The organism is Sutterella seckii, from assembly GCF_009183815.1.
Classification (GTDB): domain Bacteria; phylum Pseudomonadota; class Gammaproteobacteria; order Burkholderiales; family Burkholderiaceae_F; genus Sutterella; species Sutterella seckii.
In genome coordinates this window covers 1-18,950 of record NZ_WEHX01000043.1, presented here as the reverse complement: position 1 = coordinate 18,950, position 18,950 = coordinate 1, and the positions used below count along the sequence as shown (strand labels likewise).

Here is an 18,950-nt window from a genome sequence, read left to right as displayed (position 1 = left end):
GGAGCGCACTTCAACAGTGCTTATTCAGCAAGACGAAATCGGCGTCTTTCTCATGGCATCTTGAAAGTGGATGCCTCAATTCAATTCGATATCCAGATTTTTAAAGAGCGTCGTCAACACTGCGGGGTTGAGGCCGACGCTCTTACCGATGGGAACGGTGCTTAATCACCCGAGCGCGTTATGAGTTTCGGGGTAAGGGGGTGTTGTACCCGCTGCGCGGATTTATGGCGACTAGATGAGATCGATTATCAATTGAGCCTCGGAGATTGGAGCTCCGAGGCCGGATGAAATATTATCAAGGCTAAGGGATCCTGCAAAAACGGGGACGTCCGTTACCCACAGATATCCCCGAAGAGCCAAAATTTCTCGCTTTGTTACGACAACTTGTATATTGCAAAGCTTCAAACCATTCGGTATTGAGTGCGAATCCCTGCAGTTGTCTGCTTTCGGCAAGGCTGCCGGCGTTTATTCCCGATATGTCAAATTCTTCTCAAGAGTCCTCGAAAGCTCCCTTGTCGGGGCGCTACTTTTTACTTCTTCAGGGACCTCAAAGTCACTTTTTCAGGCATTTGTCTGAAGCCCTGGTGAAGGAAGGGGCTCGTGTCGACAAGGTAAATTTCTGCGGCGGCGATCTGATGCTGTGGGGATTGAACCGAAAGGCGCTCAATTACACGGGTACGCTTTATGAGTGGCCGGAATGGATCGGCCGCTATTATCGGGAAGAGGGCGTAACCGACATCTGTCTCTATGGTGACTGGCGTCCGCGGCACTGGGAGGCCGTACGTCTTGCGTATGCCCGCGGCATTCGCGTATGGGTGTTTGAAGAAGGCTACCTGCGTGCAGGCTTCTCGACTCTTGAGGAAAACGGAGTCAACGGCAGATCGTCGCTGCCGGTCAATCCGCAGGACATTCGCGAAATGGCGGTTGGACTGCCCGATCCCGAGGCCATCAAGATTGAAAACGACATTCACGACAAGGTTGTCAAAGCCATTCTTCATCATGTGGGCAATGTCTGTTTTTGGCCGAAGTTTCACAACTATCGCACCCATCGTCCGACCAACATCTTCTTTGAACTGCGGGGCATTCTTCCGCGCTATTTGAAGAGAAAGTCGCGTCAAAAGCGCTCGATGGAGCGGTGGGCACACTTTCAGAAGTCTGACGATCCGTACTTTTTCTATCCGCTGCAGCTGGTTTCAGACAGCCAGGTGCAGCTTTATTCGCCCTATGTGCGCGTGCAGGAGGCAATTGCCGATGTCTTGGCTTCATTTGTCCTTCATGCTCATCCCAAGACGAGGCTGTTGATCAAGAATCATCCGCTTGACAACGGGCTGATCAATTACGGCGAGTTCATCAAGGGGTTTGCGGAAGAACTTGGCATTTCCGATCGCGTGACATATGTGGAAGACGGATCGACGCCCGATATGATTGCCGGGAGCCGCGGCGTCGTGCTGATCAACAGCACGGTCGGTCTCATGGCGTTGGATCAGGACAAGCCCGTCTACTGCATGGGCAGATCCATCTACAACATTGAGGGATTGACGCAAAGCCTTCCGACGACGCCGCTCGATGTATTCTGGCGTGCGCCAAAGGCTCCCAATCAGCCGCTCTATCGCGCTTTCAAGCGCATCTTGAATGCGCAGGCTCTTGTTCACGGTAATTTCTACTCAGCTCAGGGCATCAGTCTGGCTGTTGCGGATTCGGTGCGCAGATTTGAGGATTCTCATGTACACCTCCAGCCGAAGCATCGTCAGATGGTCATGCGCTCGCGTGATGACTTTTCCAAATATCGCAAGTTCGGCATCTAAGTTAAAACAAGACACGAACTGCAATTGTCGAATTCTTGAGAGAAGGGAATATAGTTTTCATGGTCGCAGCAAACATCGATTTTCGCATTGCAACGCCTGATGATGTTTCTACGGTTGCCAGGATCATTACCGAAGTTTCGGAAGGGGTGATTGATCATCTTTTGGGAGGCGTCTTTCCCGGAATGAAGCCTCAATCCATCCTGGAGATGATCCTTGCCAGAGGAAGCGGAAATCTCGATCTTAAAAACATCCTACTGGTCAATGTCGGCGGCGAACTGGCCGGCCTGCTTTTTGCCTATGACTCCAAGCTTCAGAAGGTTTCCGACATTATGTCGGGCTTTTTGGGAGATGGAAAGGTCAACGAAATGCGTCCGTTGCTGGAGGCCAAGGCCGAAAATGCATATTGGATCAATACACTCTGGGTGAACGAGGCATTTCGTGGTCAGGGGCTGGCACAGCTGTTGATCAAGCTTGCTGAAGACATGGCTCGTGGAGTGGGGTGCAGCAGTCTTGCGCTTCATTGTTGGGCGGACAACGAACGAGCCCGTCGTTTTTATGAACATCAGAACTTCGCCCTTAAGGGAGAAATCCCGACGGCTTCGGCACTGAAGGATCGTCATCCGAAGGCCGGGGAATTGTGGGTCAAGCAGCTGTCCGACGACGCAAGGAATGAGCAGTGAAGACGGTAGCCATCGCCGGAGCAACCGGTGGAATCGGACAAGCACTTGCCCGCGTCTATGCGGGTGAGGGCTCACGTCTGCTGCTGGCCGGTCGGCGTTTGGATGTATTGACTGATCAGAAGCGCCTGTTGGAAAGGATGGGGGCGACGGTTGAGATTGACGCCTTTGACATGCGCGATACTGAAGCCGTCGTTCGCTGGTGCCAAAAGGCCGTAAGTTTGAACGCAACGCGCGTGATTCTGGCAGCCGGTGTTTCTGCTTCAGTGGAACCTGTGCTCGGTCGTGATGGTGCTGCTGCGTACTATCTGCCCGAAGCCATGAAGGACTTGGAGCGTGAGCTTTCCGTGAATGCGGTCAGCAATGTGCTTGCGTGCAATGAATTTGTGCGAGAGCTGATGAAGTCATGTCTCGGAGGCGTGGCTAGGGAGCATGTGCAGGTTGCCTTGGTGGCATCGCTTGCCGCATTGACCGGGCTGCCCGGGTCGCCCGGCTATTCTGCGTCCAAGGCAACGCTTCGTGTGTATGCCGAGGCATTGCGTCGACTGACGTTAGGCAAGAACATCGGCGTAACGGTTCTGTTTCCCGGTTTTATCGAATCCGACATGAGCAGGCGTTATCAGGGTGCGAAGCCGTGGCTGATGACTGCGGATGAGGGGGCGCGAGAAATGAAGCGCGCCATTGAGGCGGGCAAGTCTGAGTACGCCTTCCCGAAGATTCTGGCCGTAGGCATATCACTCCTGAATCTATTGCCAGAATGGCTGCAGCCGCTCTTCTTGAAGGGCTTTTTCTTTACGGTTCAACCGGATCACGAAAGCAAGACAAGCCGCCGGTGACATCCTGAGCAAGCAAAGATGCAAAGTTCCATATCCTATGCCTTGGTCTTGATCGCTTTAAGCGGTTGCTTGATTGTGGCAAACCGTGAAGCCACGCCGAGAACGTCCTCTTTGAACAGTTTTGGCAAGGGCCTGTGGATAGGGGATGTTCTCTGCGCAGGACTGGTGTTGAGCATTTTCCCCTTGATCCTGCTGTTGACGGACAGATTCCTAACGACGATTGCAATCGGACTGGCGCTGATTCTTCTTCTTTGGGCGGGAAATCGACTGAAGGTTGCCATTCTGAGTGAGGTGCTTGTTTTTTCGGACATCTTTCTCGCCGGACACGCGCTTCGATATCCGCGACTTTATTTTGGATATGCCCCAAAATGGGTTTGGCCGCTGCTGATCATAGGTTGTGCGGGATTAGGGTGGTGCTTAACGCTCGAAAAGCCGATCGACGTGTACACGCTCGGGGAGCGCATGAGCGGAGTACTCGCGATACTTTTGATTTACGGCTTGATTGCACTCCTTTTAAGGAGGCCTTCGGTTGGAATTATTCGCTTTCTCGGTCGGCATCCCGTGAGCTTTGATGCGCAGGTTGATGCCGGAAGATACACTCCGCTTGGCGCGGCTCTTTTGCATGTTCTTCATCACGGGCAATGCCGCTATCGGCTTCGCCTTCGTTTTCGGAAGCACAGTGACGGATCCACGGAATCGAATTCCGGCAACCCGACAGAACATCGCTTGTTGATTCAGGCGGAATCCTTTGTGCCTCTTCATCGTTTGCTTGAGAGGCAGAGTCAAACACCGATGATTGATCGTCTGATGTCCGTGGGGAAAAGCGGCAGGCTGAGTCTTGACTGGCGCGGTGCGTACACGATGAGATCCGAATTTGCCGTTTTGACAGGGCTGGCGCCAAGAGAATTAGAAACTTATGGGTTCGATCCCTACCGCCTTGCGACAATGATCCCGATGGACAGCCTCGCATGGAAGATGAAAGCGAAGGGCTACAGAACGGTTGTCTGTCATCCCAACGATGCTCGATTCTTCGATCGCGACAAGGTGATGAAAAATCTTGGCTTTGACGAGTTTATCGATTTGACCGATTTAAAGAATCGTTGGCCTGAGATGGGGGCCAAGGATGCTCTGTGCGGACATTATGTCAGTGATTCCGCTCTTCTCCAATGGGCTGTCGACTATCTGCATGAATCTGAGGTACCGACCTTTTTGTTCATCATAACCATGGAGGCGCATGGCCCGTGGGATGCTTCGAAGTTTGACGGAGCTGCTTCCATGACAGAAGTCGAGCGTTATGAAGTTCATCTGGGACATTTGGACGAAGGGGTGGCCAAAATCGTCAAGGCTCAGGAAGAGGGCGAACTATTGTCTGTTCTCATATACGGCGATCATTTGCCGGGACTAGAGGTTCTTCGAAAATCGACTCACGAAATACCATCGGATACGGCTTGGGTCATGTGGGATTACACGGTTCTGGATGAATTGGAATCGACGAAGAACCAGAATGCCGCAGAGGAGACAGGATTGAAGCCGGAGATGTTGGGTGGCTTGTGGTTCGATGAGAAATGACTGGCAAAGATGAGTACCGATGATACAAGTGATAACCCTATGATTTTTGACGTGGAAAGAGCAGTTGATGTCTGAGTGTTGTCAGGTGGCAACGCTGTTTGTGGGATGATGGGTGAATTCATATATATTTCAGAGCCTCTTTGATAAGATGCACGAAGGAGTACGGGGATCGCGGAATACTTAAGCTCGCTGTGATGACCGTACTCTAAGCGTATCGTTCCTTTGATATTGACCCGGCTCATTCATGTCGGGAATGATTTTAAAACAGGGAAAAATTATGTTTAAGAAATCTCTCGCTGCTGTTGCCGTTCTCGGCGCTTTTGCCGGTGCCACCATGGCTTCTCAGGTTACGATGTACGGTGTTGTCGACACTGGCCTTCAGTACAAGTACACCGATATTGCTGACGGCAAGGTCAGCACCGATGATGAAGTTCACAAGTTCGCTCTCGAACAGGGTCTCAATGCTAGCAACCGCTTTGGCATCAAGGGTGTTGAAGAACTCGGCAATGGCCTGAAGGTTGGCTTCACGCTCGAAAACGGTTTCAAGGCTGACGACGGCTCGTTCAAGACCGAGAAGACGCTCTTCGACCGTGAAGCTTCCCTCTCCGTCTACTCCGACTTCGGTACGCTGACCATGGGTCGTATGGGCGCTGTTGGTTCCGGCGCTGGTACGTACGACCTCGTTTATCTGTTTGGCGACGCTTTTGACGGCGGCGACAACGGTGTCCTCGGCTTCGTGACCTCCAGCCGTGCCGATAACATGGTTACCTACCAGACCCCGAAGTTTGCTGGTGTTCAGGGTACGTTCCAGTACTCCTTCAACCAGAAGGGTCAGGAAGGCAACAAGTCTTCCCTGAACAATCAGGTCTTCGCTGCTGCTGCGACGGGTGAATTCGGTGCCTTGAATGTGGTTGGTGCCTACGAATACACGAATCGCGCTGCCGCTGATCGTATCGCTGTTCGCAAGGATGCTCAGACGTTCTACCTCGGCGGTAACTTCGACTGCGGCTTTGCCAAGACCTTTGCCATGGCTCAGTACTTTGAAGGTGCTAGCGCCGCCGCTGGTTTTGACATCAACGATGAATTCGAAACCACTGGTGTTCATCCCGAACATGCTAAGGGTCTGAAGGGTTATGGTTTCCATGTCGGTACTCAGGTTCCGGTCATGGCTGGTACCCTCACGGCTGGTGTTTACTACGTCGATGCCAAGATCAAGGACTACTATGATGTAGGCGATGTGAAGGATGTCGACGTTGCCTACATCGGCGGTGCCGCTCGTTATGTCTACCCGCTCAGCAAGCGTACCGCTGTTTATGTCGGCGGTGGTGTTGCTCAGTCCACGGTTGACAATTGGAATAACAACGGTAGCGATTACAAGAAATTCCTCGCTCAGGCCTACACCGGTCTGACGCACCGTTTCTAATTGTGTCCCTCACTGAGTTTTGAAAAAACGCATGAGGAACAATCAGGATGATTAACATCATCATCTGATTTCTGAAGAAACCCTCTGTAACATTGTTCGCAGAGGGTTTCTTTTTCTATATATTCCAAATCAGAATCTTCATTTTTCTCTCTTGGAGTGTGCTTGGACTTGTTGCTCGAAAGCAAACGACAAACCCAAACATATAAAATCTGCATGCTGGACATCGTGCATCGTGATGTCTTGGTTGTGTTGCCTGCGTATGGATTCTGAAATGCTGAAAGGAATGGGTATGGTTTACGAAAAGGGTTTTGCGATTGTTGGCATCGGCTGCCGTTTCCCGGGCGGCGTAACCTCGCTTGAAGGTTTGTGGAATGTGCTGTCCGGCGGTATGGATGTTGTGACGTCCGTGCCCGGCGAGCGCTTTGATCTTGCCCGGTACTGGCATCCTGATCGCAAGGCATACGGCAGAACCTGTTCCGTCAGTGCCGGTATTGTCGGCGACGTCAAGAAGTTTGACGCCGCCTTTTTCGGCATGAGCCCGAAGGAGGCCGAGGCGCTTGATCCTCAGCAGCGCATGATGCTCGAAATGGCCTGGGAGGCCTTTGAAGATGCGGGCATTGCTCCCTCGGAAGCCGCAGGCAGTAAGACGGCCGTTTATGTCGGCGCAGCTTCGACCGACATGGGCATCATTCATGCCGACGATCCGAGCATGACCGGTCCGTACGCTATGACTGGCACGTCGCTTTCGATCATTGCCAATCGACTTTCGTATTTCTTCGATCTGCATGGGCCGAGCATGACCATCGATACGGCCTGCTCGTCGAGTCTTGTCGCGCTTCATGAAGCCTGCCGCGCCATGGAGGCTGAAAATCTTCCGATGGCTCTGGTGGGCGGCGTCAATGTTCTGCTCTCGCCCTTGTCGTTCGTGGGCTTTTCCAAGGCGCACATGCTGTCTGCGGACGGTCGATGCAAGGTCTTCGACGAGTCCGGCAACGGCTATGTCCGTTCCGAAGGCGGTGCGGTCATCCTCATCAAGCCTCTGGAAGCTGCCATTCGTGATCATGACGCCATTCATGCCGTCATTCGTGCGACTGGCGTCAATTCCGACGGCCGCACGAGCGGTATTGCACTCCCGAATGGTGCGGCGCAGAAGGCTCTGCTGGAATCGATCTATGAAGATGAGCGCATCGATCGCTCTCGTATTGCCTACGTCGAAGCCCATGGCACGGGTACTGCAGCGGGCGACCCGATTGAAACGAAGAGCATCGGAGAAGTTCTCGGTCATCACAATCCCGGCGAAGCACCGCTTCCCGTCGGTTCTGTGAAGGGCAACCTCGGCCATTTGGAGACGGGGTCCGGCATGGCCGGTCTGGCCAAGGTGCTCAACGTTTTCGAACATCGTGAGATCCCGGCCAATATTCAGCTGAAGAATCCCAATCCCAAGATCGACTTCAAGGGCTTGGGCATTCGCGTCCCGACTCAAAACGAACCGCTCCCGAAGGCTGAGGGCGGAAAGGGCGTACTCGTCTGCGTGAATTCGTTTGGCTTCGGCGGCACCAATGCGCATGTCCTGCTTGAAGAAAAGCCGGCCATTGTGGATGCTGAGCCCGAGTTTGCTGACGGGGCCATTCTGCCTCTCATGATTTCCGCTCGAAGCATGGAAAGCCTGCAGGCTTTGTCGCGCATTTATTGCGATCGTCTTCAGGGCAAGGATGCCGCGTTCTTTAATCACACGGCTTGTGCGAGCGCTCATCAGCGCGAACGCCTTCCGTACATTCTTCTGGTCAATGCATCCACGCTCGAAGAAGCGCTGGCATCCTTGGCTTACTTTGCCGAGCATGGCTCTCTTCGCGACGATCTTCCGGCTGCGGTCGAACATATTTCCAATCCTCGCCAGGGAAAGACTGCATTCGTCTATTCCGGTAACGGAAGTCAGTGGGCCGGCATGGGGGCGGAGCTTCTTGCTAATTCTCTTCGCTTCGGTGAAGTCATTGATGAGATTGACGAGGCCTTCAGCCCGCTTTCCGGTTGGTCCATTCGCGACTACATGACGCAGTCTGCCGACGCTTGGGCGCTCGACAAAACGGAAGTGGCTCAGCCGCTTCTTTTTGCCATTCAGGTTGGCCTCACCGTTCTTCTTCGTGAGAAGGGCGTCGAAGCCGAAGCCGTTACCGGCCACAGCGTGGGCGAAGTGGCGGCCGCTTGGGCTTCCGGAGCACTTTCTCTTGCCGATGCGGCCAAGGTGATTTACGAGCGTTCCGCTCTGCAGGGCAAGATGCATGGCTCCGGCACGATGGCCGCTGCCAAATGTTCTCAGGAGAAACTCATGGAGCTTCTCGCCGACAAGCACGGTGTTGAAATTGCCGGTTGGAATGCACCTGACAACTTTACCCTTTCGGGCGATGCCGATGAGATCGATGCTCTGAAGCCTCTCGTCAAGGAAGCGGGCGGTCTCTTCAAGCGTCTGCCGCTTGCATATGCCTTCCACAGCTCCCGTATGCAGCCGTTGGAAAGCGAAGTGCTTGCAACGCTTGCCGACCTTCAGCCTGTCGCTACCGAAGCCATTCGCTTTGTTTCGAGCGTCACCGGCGAAGTGACGTCCGGTGAAATGCTCAAGGCCGACTACTGGTGGCGCAATGTGCGCATGCCGGTGCGCTTTGAAGCGGCCATTGATAACCTGCTTGCCGAAGGCTTCACGCGATTCATTGAAGTAGGTCCGCACGCCATTCTTGGCGGCTACATTCGCGCGACGGCGCAAAAGCATCAGGCCGATGTCAAGATCGGTCGCCTGATGCATCGTTCCGGCGACTGGGCCGGTGTGCGTCGTCAATTTGCAGACGTAATGGCACTGGCGATTTCGACCGATGCCTGGCCCGAAGCTGTGCGTGACCGCACGCTTCCGCGCTATCCCTGGAACAAGAAAACAGTTTGGGCAACTTCTACGACGGAATCGTGGAAGCTCTTTGACAACAGGCCCGTGCATCCTCTTCTCGGTTATCCGGTACCGCATGCCGAACATTTGTGGGAGCAGACGGTTGATCTGCAGCTCACGCCGTGGCTTGCCGGTCATGAAATCGATGAAACGGTTCTCTTCCCGGCCGCAGGCTATTTGGAAATGGCTATCGAGTCCGCGCGACTTTCGATGAAGAACGTTCAGACCGTCGAGCTCGACAATATGGCCATTCTTCGTCCGATGGCCTTGTCCGAAGAATCCGCAAAGATTGTTCAGACTCGCGTGTCTCCTGCCGGCTTGCTTACGCTCACCTCGCGCGATCAGCTTTCGGCTGAAGAGCCGCTCCTGCATCTGGCGGGACGCTGCATCGCGTCCGACGCAGCCAAGCCCCAGGACGAGCCGTTGACGGCTCGTGTTGAAAAGGAAGGTTGTGCTTGCGATGTAGAAGCATTCTATGAGGCGCTGGCTGAGATCGGCCTTACGTACAAGGGTGCCTTCAAGCCCATTCAGTCCGCCTGGACTTTTGCCGGTGAAGACGGCATCGCTTCCGACGTTCTCGTTGAGCTTGCCTCTCGCGACGGCGCTGCAGACCGCGGCATGATTCTTTCGCCCGCCTTGGTTGACGGCGCGCTTCAGGGTCTCTTCTTTGTCCTCGCCGAACGTCTTCGCCATCAATTCAATGATGCCAAGTCGTCCTATCTGCCGAGCTGGTTCGGCCGTACGGTGGTTTGGTCTCAGGGCACCCCGGCCTGGGCTGAAATTCATCTCATTCAGGTCACGGAGCGTTCCGCCAAGACTCAGATTCTTCTTCGCAATGCCGATGGCGAGCCGCTTGCACGCTTTGAGGACGTTCGGTTCCTGCGCGTGCATCACAAGTCGAAGCATATCGACCCGGCCTTCTATGCCGAACATTGGTTCAAGTGTCCCTCTGATCGCAAGGCCCTTGCCGGCGATGATGATGTTAAGACGCTCTCCGGCATGGTGGTTGAAGCCGCACGTAGCTACGAATGGTCGGCCGACAAGGCGGCTGAAACCGAAGAGCTGCTCCATTGGCTCGTGCTGGCCTATGTCCGTGAAGCCGTTCGTGAATATGACACGTGGCTTCCGGAAGAATTCCTCTTCTCCGAAGGTTTCGCATTGGAGACGCTCGACAATTGGCGCGCCTTCATGACGGATCTGCTCGTCTCAAACGGTCTGGCTCAGAACAACGATGGCATGATCATGGTGCCGGGCACGACCGATTGCCCGACGTCCGATGTGATCTATCGCACCTTGCTTTCGTCCGAACCGACGCGCTGGCCGCTTTTGACTGTGCTCGATACCGTCGGTCGCCGTATTCCGGATCTCCTGACCGGGACGGTTAAGCTTGACGATCTTCTGCCGGAACGCAAGGGTGCGCTCAAGACGCTTTTCTCGCACATGCCTCAGCGTGCGCTTCTGACGTCTGCGCTCCGTCGCTGGATGGAAGGTCTTGACGGTCTGGCCAAGGTTCGCGAACCCAAGGCGCGTCTGCGCGTGCTCGTGGTCGGCGAAACCGGTGGCAGCTTCTATACGGAACTCCGTGCAAGCCTCTGCGAAGCTGCTCAGTGCACGTTCGTGATCGGTAACGAAGTTGCAGCGGATCGCGTGAAGTCCGTGTTCGAAAATGAAGTCGGCGTTGATGTCATGACGCTCGACGCCTGGCTCCGAGCAGACAAGTTCGCGTCATATGACGTGGCTCTCCTGCCCGATGGTTTGGCATTCAATGAAAATGTGCCTGCTGTTCTTAAGAGCGTCTCCGATTCTCTTCTGACGAATGGTGTCGTGGCGCTTGTTGAAACGATGCCTCACGCGAGCATCAACCTACTCGAAGGTGCCGACGAAAATTGGTGGCTCAATGGCGAGACCGGCGGCGTCTGTCGCTTGGCCTCTGCCGATGCCTGGCTCGAGGCTCTCGAGCGTGCGGGCTTCAAGGCCGGCCGTGTCGACGAGGATGCTCTTGCGCTTGCCCCGCGCATGCTGATCGCCGGCGTCAAGACTACCGCTGCAGTTCAAAAGGCAGAAGAACATGCTGCGATTCCGGTTCATGTTGTTGCCAAGCATTATGAAGCGGACAGCGCAGCGGCGATGATGGTCAATGCACTTGAAACGGCTGTTGCCGCTCGTCTGCACAAGGATGATTCCACCGAGATTCCGTTCATCGTGACGGTGGTTACCGATGAACGTGCCCGCGATGCGGATTACTGGACCAGTTTGACTGAAAAGCTTGCTCAGAGTGAGCGTGTTGTTTCGCTCCTGGATCTTGATGACGAACTTCGCGTGCAGGAGGGTGCTGCCTTCCCGCATGACACCTTTGCCTTGATGCAGGGCTTGCAGGCTGCGGCCGCCAAGGGTGCTCTTGCAGAAGGCGTAGAGTTGGTTTCGCTGACCGCGGCTTTGCCCGAATTCAACGAAGCCTCTTCGATCAAGGGAGCGGCGCTCGTTGGCATGACCCGCGTTTTCGCCAACGAATGCCAGGCTGTCTGCGCCGGTACGCTGAGTCTTCAGGATATGAAGGAAGCGACGCTTGCACGCGCAGCGGACATGCTTCTCAATGTGAAGCCCGATGATGTTGAAGGCCTGATTGCCGATGGCGTGCGCTATCGCCGCTTCGTGTCTCAGAGAATGCCGCAGGAAATGTGCGTCTCAGGTGCTTCTGCCGAACGTACGGCCAAGGTTCTGGCATTTGACATGCCGGGCAGGCTCGACAACTTGTATTGGAAGGACGTGCCTGTTGCCGACGATGCAGAGCTCGGGGCTGATGAGGTTCGCATCTCCGTCAAGGCGACCGGTCTCAATTTCCGCGACGTCATGTGGGCGATGGGGCTTCTGCCTGAAGAAGCACTCGAGAACGGCTTCTCCGGTCCTACCATGGGCTTGGAAGCTTCCGGTGTCGTGACGGCGGTTGGCGCCAATGTGACGCACGTTGTACCCGGTGATGCCGTTGTGGGCTTTGCTCCGGCATGTTTCGGCACCGTCATTACGACGAAGTCCGAAGCTGTGGCCAAGATGCCTGTTGGACTGACTTTTGCCGAAGCGGCCTCGGTCCCGGTCGTCTTCTTCACCTCTTGGTACGCGATTTCTTATCTTGGCCGGGCACGTCACGGCGAATCGATCCTGATTCACGGCGCCGCCGGCGGTGCTGGTTTGGCTGCCATTCAGATTGCCAATCTTCTCGGCCTCGAAGTGTATGCAACGGCCGGTTCGGAAACGAAGCGTGCTCTCCTGCGTCGCTTGGGCGTGAAGCACATCTACAACTCGCGCTCTCTCGCATTTGCTGACGAAATTCGTCGCGATACGAACGGCCGCGGCGTAGATTTGGTGCTGAACTCCTTGGCAGGCGCGGCTGCGGAAAAGTCTCTTGGTTTGCTAGCGCCCTTCGGTCGATTCCTCGAACTCGGCAAGCGCGACTTCTACGCCGACTCGCCGATGTTCCTGCGTCCGTTCCGCCGCAATCTTTCCTACTTCGGCATTGACGTCGACCAAATGCTGGTCGACTGTCCGAAGCTTGCCGGCGAGCTCTTTGTCGAAGTGCTCAAGCACTTCGAGAGCAGTGATTTCCGTCCGCTTCCCATGACGCTCTTCGCACATGATCGCGTCCAGGAAGCCTTCCAGATGATGCAGCAGTCGCTCCACATCGGCAAGCTTGTCGTGACGTACGAAGACAATGCAGAGGCGTCTCATGTTGCGGCTGGCGGCAATGTGGCGGTAGACGGCACGGTTGTCATCACGGGTGGCCTGGGTAGCCTCGGCCGCCGTGTGGCCGAACGCATGATCAATCGCGGTGCAAAGGCGCTGGTTCTTCTTTCGCGCTCCGGTGCCGCTACGGACGAGGCCAAGGCTTTTGTGAAGCGTCTGGAAGACATGGGCGTCACGGTTAAGACGCCGGCCCTTGACATTACGACAGGCGAAACCGCAGCCTATCTCAAGGCTATGGATGATGTTCTGGCGGATCTTCCGCCGGTGTGCGGTGTTGTTCACGCTGCGGGCGTCCTGGCTGACGCTGCCTTTTCTAACCTCACGAACGAGTCGTGCGACAAGGTGTGGCGTCCGAAGGTGACGGGAGCCGAACGTCTGGCCGACTATCTGACGCTTCGCGGCCTGAAGCCAGAATTCTTTGTGATGTTCTCGTCCGCCACCGTGCTTCTGGGCAATCCCGGCCAGGCCAACTATGTGGCGGCCAACATGGCGCTTGAAGCCCTTGCTGACAAACTCCGCATCAAGGGCATGCAGGCCTATGTGATCGGTTGGGGTCCTGTTGGCGACGTCGGCATGCTGCTCGCTAATCCGCAGGCTCGCCGCCTCCTTGAAAACACGCTGGGTACGCCCGCTTTGGCGTCCGATGACGTTCTCAATGCAATGGAAACCGTCATTTCTGCTCGCGAACCGTCGTCGCATTTCTTCGCCATTGACTGGTCTCGCGTTCAGAAGCTCCCTGTGGTGCGTGAAGCCCGCTTTGAGGGGATCTGGAAGCGCATGGGACACAGTGCCGTTCAGTCAGTGTCCATGGCTGAGCTTCTGTCGGGCAAGTCTACGGAAGAAGCTGTGGCAACGCTCGCCGATCTCATCGCGCAGGAAGTGGCCAAGCTCATGGGCATCAGCGTGAAGGAGCTCAATGTTCATCAGCCCATTTCCGACATCGGCATGGACTCGCTGATGGTGGTTGAATTGGCTGTGGCGCTCGAAGAACGCATCGGCCTCAAGATCCCGGCTGTTTCCTTGTCGGGCGGCGCTACGATCCAGACCATGGCCGAGCGTTTCTGGCAGATGCTCAACAAGTCCAGCGAGGAAGAACAGGTACTCGATACTCTTGCCAGCCAGCACGGCGTCAAACTGTCGGGCGACATGAAGAACGAAGTTCTGAAGGATGTCGCAGGTTGAGACAAGGCGTAATTGACGCTCGATATTGCATGAAATTGGAAGAAAGAAGATTTGCAAATGGCAGAAGGTGACAACAATCAGGGAAAGAATCTTTTCGGTCTTTCGGGCGGCGATCGCTCGGCGCTTCTCTCCCGCCTCAAGCGTGCGGGAAGTGTCTCCATGCAGGCTCAGAGTGGTCGTACGCTTGACGCCGTGCAGTGGCGTGCAGAACCCAAAATGACCCGCTTTGATGAGTTCCCCGCCTACAAGCAGATCAAGATGGAGAGAAGCGTCGCAGAGCGCGCCGGCATTCTCAATCCCTTCTTCCAGTGTCACGACGGCATTGCCAAGGCCGAAACCAAGATCAACGGTGAAACGTTCCTCAACTTCTCGACGTATGACTATCTGGATCTGAACGGTCATCCGGCCTTGGAAGAGGCTGCGGTGGATGCCTTGAAGCGCTGGGGTACGAGTGCATCAGCATCTCGACTCGTGTCCGGCGAACGACCGCCGCATCGAAAGCTTGAGCGAACGCTCGCAGACGTTTATGACGCCGAGGACTGCATTGCCTACGTGAGCGGTCATGCCACGAACGTTTCCACAATCGGCAAGCTCTTTGGCGCTCAGGACGTGATCTTCCACGATTCTCTGTCGCACAACTCCATCGTCATGGGCGCCCAGACGTCCGGCGCAAAGCGCATCAGTTTCCCGCACAACGACATGGAGGCCTTGGAGCGTCTTCTTCGCGAACATCGTCCCAAGGCCCAGCGCGCCCTTATCGTGACGGAGGGCGTCTTCTCCATGGACGGCAATGTGGCGAATCTGCCCGAGCTCGTTCGTTTGAAGAAGGCCTGGGGATGCTTCCTCATGCTTGATGAGGCTCATTCGCTGGGCGTTCTGGGCAAAACCGGACGCGGCACCGCGGAGCACTTCGGGATTGATCCGCAGGAAGTGGATCTGTGGATGGGCACTCTTTCCAAGACCTGCTGCGGCTGTGGCGGCTACATTGCAGGCTGTCGCGAGGTGGTTGAACTTCTTAAATTTACGTCTCCCGGCTTTGTCTACAGCGTGGGCATGTCGCCGGCTCTGGCTGCCGCTTCTGAACGTGCCGTAAAGATCATGCTTGCCGAACCTGAACGCGTTGCCAAGCTTCAGGCGGTAAGCCATGAATTTGTTCGCTATGCCAAGAGCAAGGGCCTTGATACCGGCTCGGCTGAGGGTTATGCAGTTGTGCCTCTTATGCTTGGCAGTTCGCTTCTCGCGGGAAAGCTTGCATCGCGAATGTTCGCTCGCAAGGTCAATGTCATGCCCATCATCTATCCGGTGGTGGAGGAGGGCGCAGCACGTCTTCGTTTCTTCCTCTCGGCCGCGCACGATGTCGAACACGTCCATCGTGCCATCGACATTGTTTGCGAAGAACTGCCCAAGGCGCGTGACGACGTAGCTCGAATGTCCGGTAAGACTGAATAACAAACAAATTGCGCATGCCGGCTGAGACGATCGTCGTTTCAGTCGGCATTTATTGAAGGTTGCTCTAGCCGCAACTGGACTTTTCCGGAACTAACCATCTGCAGAACCAAACGCCATGATCCATGTCTTTTCTTCCGGTATTTCTAAGATTCAGAATCTGGAGGTTTTCCTACAGGATGAAATCCGGAAGTACGGAGGGCTGAAGTTTCACAGTGCATGGGAGATCCCGAAGGCATCGTCCGGTGATTTGGTCATAGGTTGGGGACATAAGAAAACAGCCGAGAAAGCGCGTGCATTTGCCAAGAAACATGCGTTGCCATACTTTGCATTGGAAGATGGGTTTCTTCGCTCGCTCAAGCTTGGCGTAGAAGGTGAGCAGCCTCTTTCACTGTCAGTAGATCGCACCGGCGTGTATTACGATGCGTGTGAACCCTCCGATTTGGAAGACCTGCTGAACAATACGGGCTGGTGGACGTGGGATATCCAAAATGAAGCTCGTTCGGCGATTGAACGGTTCAAGATCTACGATCTATCCAAGTACAACAATGCGCCGTCCTTTACTGCTGAAGATAAGGTAAAGCTTTACAACAAGGTCGGGGTGAAGCCGGGACAAAAGCTGATCTTGGTAGTCGATCAAACTGAGGGCGATGCAAGTATTGCTCTAGGCAAGGCTAGCCGGGAATCTTTTCAGACTATGTTGGCGGTAGCATTGGCCGAACCCAATGCAGTCGTGGTGGTTAAGACGCATCCAGATGTCTTGAGCGGGAAGAAGCTAAGCTGTTTCGGTACTCTGCCGCCTAATGTTTGTGTCATCTCGGAAAGTTATGCGCCGCTTTCTTTTCTCGACGCGTTCGATGAAGTTTATGTAGCCACATCGCAGATGGGCTTTGAGGCTCTGCTGATGGGCAAGGTTGTGCATACGTTCGGCGTACCTTTCTATGCCGGTTGGGGACTCACTGTTGACCACGGTGATGTGCCGGCACGTCGCAAAGGCCGTCCGTCCCGTGAACAAATATTCGCTGCGGCGTACATCAAGCTTTGCCGATATGTGAATCCGGTTACCCGGACCAGAATCTCTCTGACTGAAGCCATTGACATTATGGCTGCAAGGCGTCTGGCCAATGAAGAAAACCGTCGAAACTACATTGCCGTAGGTTTTCGTCGCTGGAAGTGGCCGCATGTCAAGGCATTTGCTTCGTCTACGGGGGGAACCATCGAGTTTGAAAGTGATTTGAATGTCGGCTTTCAAAAGGCGGCTCGGGAAGGTAAAACCGTGCTTATCTGGGCGGGCAAGGCTACGGATAAAGTGGTTGAACAATGTACTAAGCTCGGTGTGCCGCTTATTCGTATGGAAGACGGCTTCCTGCGCTCCGTAGGCTTGGGTGTGGATTACCACTATCCTTTTTCCTTGGCTTTGGATGACTGCGGTATTTATTACGATCCGGCAAGACCTTCTCGTATGACGCATATCTTGGCCGAAATTAAACAGCATCCGGACTTGCCACGATTATTGGATAGAAGCGACAAACTTCTTAATCTGATCGTAGAAAATGGGCTTAGCAAATACAACACGCCGTCAGATCCTGAAGTTGTTAAAAAACTCCAGAAGTTGCCTCGCAATAAACCTGTGTTTTTGGTTCCTGGACAGGTCGATGGGGATGCCTCGGTTAAGCGTGGCGGTGGAGCTATTCAGTCCAATGAGCAGTTGCTGAAGGCTGTAAGGAAAGCCAATCCGGAAGCGTTCATTGTCTTCAAGCCTCATCCTGATGTGGTGACCGGCAATAGAGAAGGAAGTATTACAGCTGAGACTGTCAAGACATGTACAAACCTTATTGTGACATCGGGCAGTCTGAATGATTTCTGGCCATATGTCGATGAAGTGCATACGTTGACCAGTCTGTCAGGTTTTGAAGCACTTTTGCGTCACAAGAAGGTTGTAACGTATGGCAAGCCATTCTATGCCGGTTGGGGCTTGACAACTGATTATTCAGTGGAAAAACGGAAGGGTATCGCGTTAACCCTTAGGGAGTTGATCGCGGGTGTTATGATACTGTATCCGAAATATTGGGATTGGAAGACATCATGCGTCTGCCGTCCGGAGGACGTCTGTTATCGCATTTTGAGAAAAGAACAACCTGAAGTCGGTTTGTGGATCAAAGTCTGCCGCATTGCAAAAGTGGTGCGCAGGGTATTGTCTCGAAAGTAGCAGATTCGTCTTTAACAGCAAAGGTTAGAAATGAAATCTAAAATTATTATTACGATGACTGCCTTTACTGCAGTCATGTTGGCGGGGTGTCAGGCTCCCAGAGGGTTGCAGCATGAGGTCTCTGCACCTCAAGTTGTTGTAGATAAACAACAGTCTGAAGAGCTCCAGCAATTTGCGCAAACACTCGTTAAGCAGTTGTCAGGCAATGCCGTAGTTCAGGAAGTTACGCCTTTTGGACCGGCACAGATTTCAAAGGATCGCGAGTATGTAAATGGTCTGGGTGAACAGTGTTACCGCTTCAGCATTACGACTGAAAGCGATCGTCATTATGCAGCCGTTTGCCGCGATAAAGATCAGCAGTGGCGTTATGTCGAATTGGTGCACTGAGGCTCCCACGTTCTGGAATGATTTGCGTCGTGGCGTAATCGTTGAGGCACGTGTCATTTCAGCACTGATGTTGCGCGAAATCCATACGATCAATGGCAACAGCAGGCTTGGTTATCTTTGGGTATTAATCCAGAGCGCTTTTGGTATTGGCGTGTTTTGGGGGGTACGACATTTCATGGGCGCTGGGCAGGCCCCGCATGGCATGGGGATGGCCATGTTCCTAGCAATTGGCTTTGGTATTTGGAATATCTTTACAAATACCATCAGTCGCTGCATGACTGCGGTAAGCGGGAATAAAGGTTTGCTGACTTTTCCTCAAGTGACAGAACTGGATGTCATGATTGCCAGAACCCTGGTGACGACAGCAACCCAGGTTTTGGTCACCGCTTTGATTATTTGTGCCGGAACACTGGTTCTGGGTGAACCATTTATGCTGGGGAGTCTGCCGTTGTTGCTTACGATGGTAGTTTTGGTGCCGCTTCTGTCATTGGGGTTTGGCATGGTTCTATCTTCGCTCGCAGTCTTTGTCCCTGCCATAGAAAAAGTGGTGCCGATGGTTTTGCGCATCCTCTTTTTTGTTTCCGGTGTCTTTTTTTCGATTTCGGTTTTCAGTCAGTCAGTAGCCGATTACTTATTGTGGAATCCGGTACATTAGATGTCATACTAACTTTCGCCACCCCTTCAACCTTTCATGGAGTGGCAAAACATGCGATATTCGCAGGAGTTCAAAGACAACGTCGTAGCGC

General features: G+C 54.1%; 10 protein-coding genes. All 10 read left to right on the top strand.

The features are described from left to right. Window positions 1–512: 512 nt before the first annotated feature. The 10 genes from GBM95_RS07230 (at window position 513) to GBM95_RS07185 (ending at window position 18,859) form a co-directional block, all read left to right on the top strand. Window positions 513–1,805 carry a capsule biosynthesis protein gene (locus GBM95_RS07230; RefSeq protein ID WP_193222616.1) on the top strand — a complete coding sequence of 431 codons (1,293 nt, stop codon included), beginning with the start codon at window positions 513–515 and terminating at the stop codon, window positions 1,803–1,805. A gap of 59 nt (window positions 1,806–1,864) precedes the next feature. Beyond that, window positions 1,865–2,485, top strand: a complete 621-nt coding sequence (locus GBM95_RS07225) for a GNAT family N-acetyltransferase (protein ID WP_152158483.1) — start codon at window positions 1,865–1,867, stop codon at window positions 2,483–2,485. Beyond that, window positions 2,482–3,318 carry an SDR family NAD(P)-dependent oxidoreductase gene (locus GBM95_RS07220; protein WP_152158482.1) on the top strand — a complete coding sequence of 279 codons (837 nt, stop codon included), beginning with the start codon at window positions 2,482–2,484 and terminating at the stop codon, window positions 3,316–3,318. The genes GBM95_RS07225 and GBM95_RS07220 overlap by 4 nt, the downstream gene beginning before the upstream one ends. Before the next feature lie 18 nt (window positions 3,319–3,336). Next, a complete protein-coding gene (locus GBM95_RS07215; RefSeq protein ID WP_152158481.1) occupies window positions 3,337–4,887 on the top strand; it encodes an LTA synthase family protein in 1,551 nt (516 codons plus the stop codon). A 244-nt stretch (window positions 4,888–5,131) separates the two neighbouring features. Next, a complete protein-coding gene (locus GBM95_RS07210; protein ID WP_226963212.1) occupies window positions 5,132–6,310 on the top strand; it encodes a porin in 1,179 nt (392 codons plus the stop codon). Window positions 6,311–6,599: 289 nt separating this feature from the next. Beyond that, window positions 6,600–14,162, top strand: a complete 7,563-nt coding sequence (locus GBM95_RS07205) for a type I polyketide synthase (protein WP_193222615.1) — start codon at window positions 6,600–6,602, stop codon at window positions 14,160–14,162. Window positions 14,163–14,219: 57 nt separating this feature from the next. Continuing rightward, window positions 14,220–15,611, top strand: a complete 1,392-nt coding sequence (locus GBM95_RS07200) for an aminotransferase class I/II-fold pyridoxal phosphate-dependent enzyme (protein ID WP_193222614.1) — start codon at window positions 14,220–14,222, stop codon at window positions 15,609–15,611. Between the two features lie 115 nt (window positions 15,612–15,726). Beyond that, window positions 15,727–17,817: a capsular polysaccharide biosynthesis protein gene (locus GBM95_RS07195; protein WP_152158479.1), complete on the top strand. Its 2,091-nt coding sequence runs from the start codon at window positions 15,727–15,729 to the stop codon at window positions 17,815–17,817. Window positions 17,818–17,847: 30 nt separating this feature from the next. Next, window positions 17,848–18,204 carry a DVU3141 family protein gene (locus GBM95_RS07190; protein ID WP_152158478.1) on the top strand — a complete coding sequence of 119 codons (357 nt, stop codon included), beginning with the start codon at window positions 17,848–17,850 and terminating at the stop codon, window positions 18,202–18,204. Continuing rightward, window positions 18,185–18,859, top strand: a complete 675-nt coding sequence (locus tag GBM95_RS07185) for an ABC transporter permease (RefSeq protein WP_193222613.1) — start codon at window positions 18,185–18,187, stop codon at window positions 18,857–18,859. The genes GBM95_RS07190 and GBM95_RS07185 overlap by 20 nt, the downstream gene beginning before the upstream one ends. Window positions 18,860–18,950 lie beyond the last annotated feature (91 nt).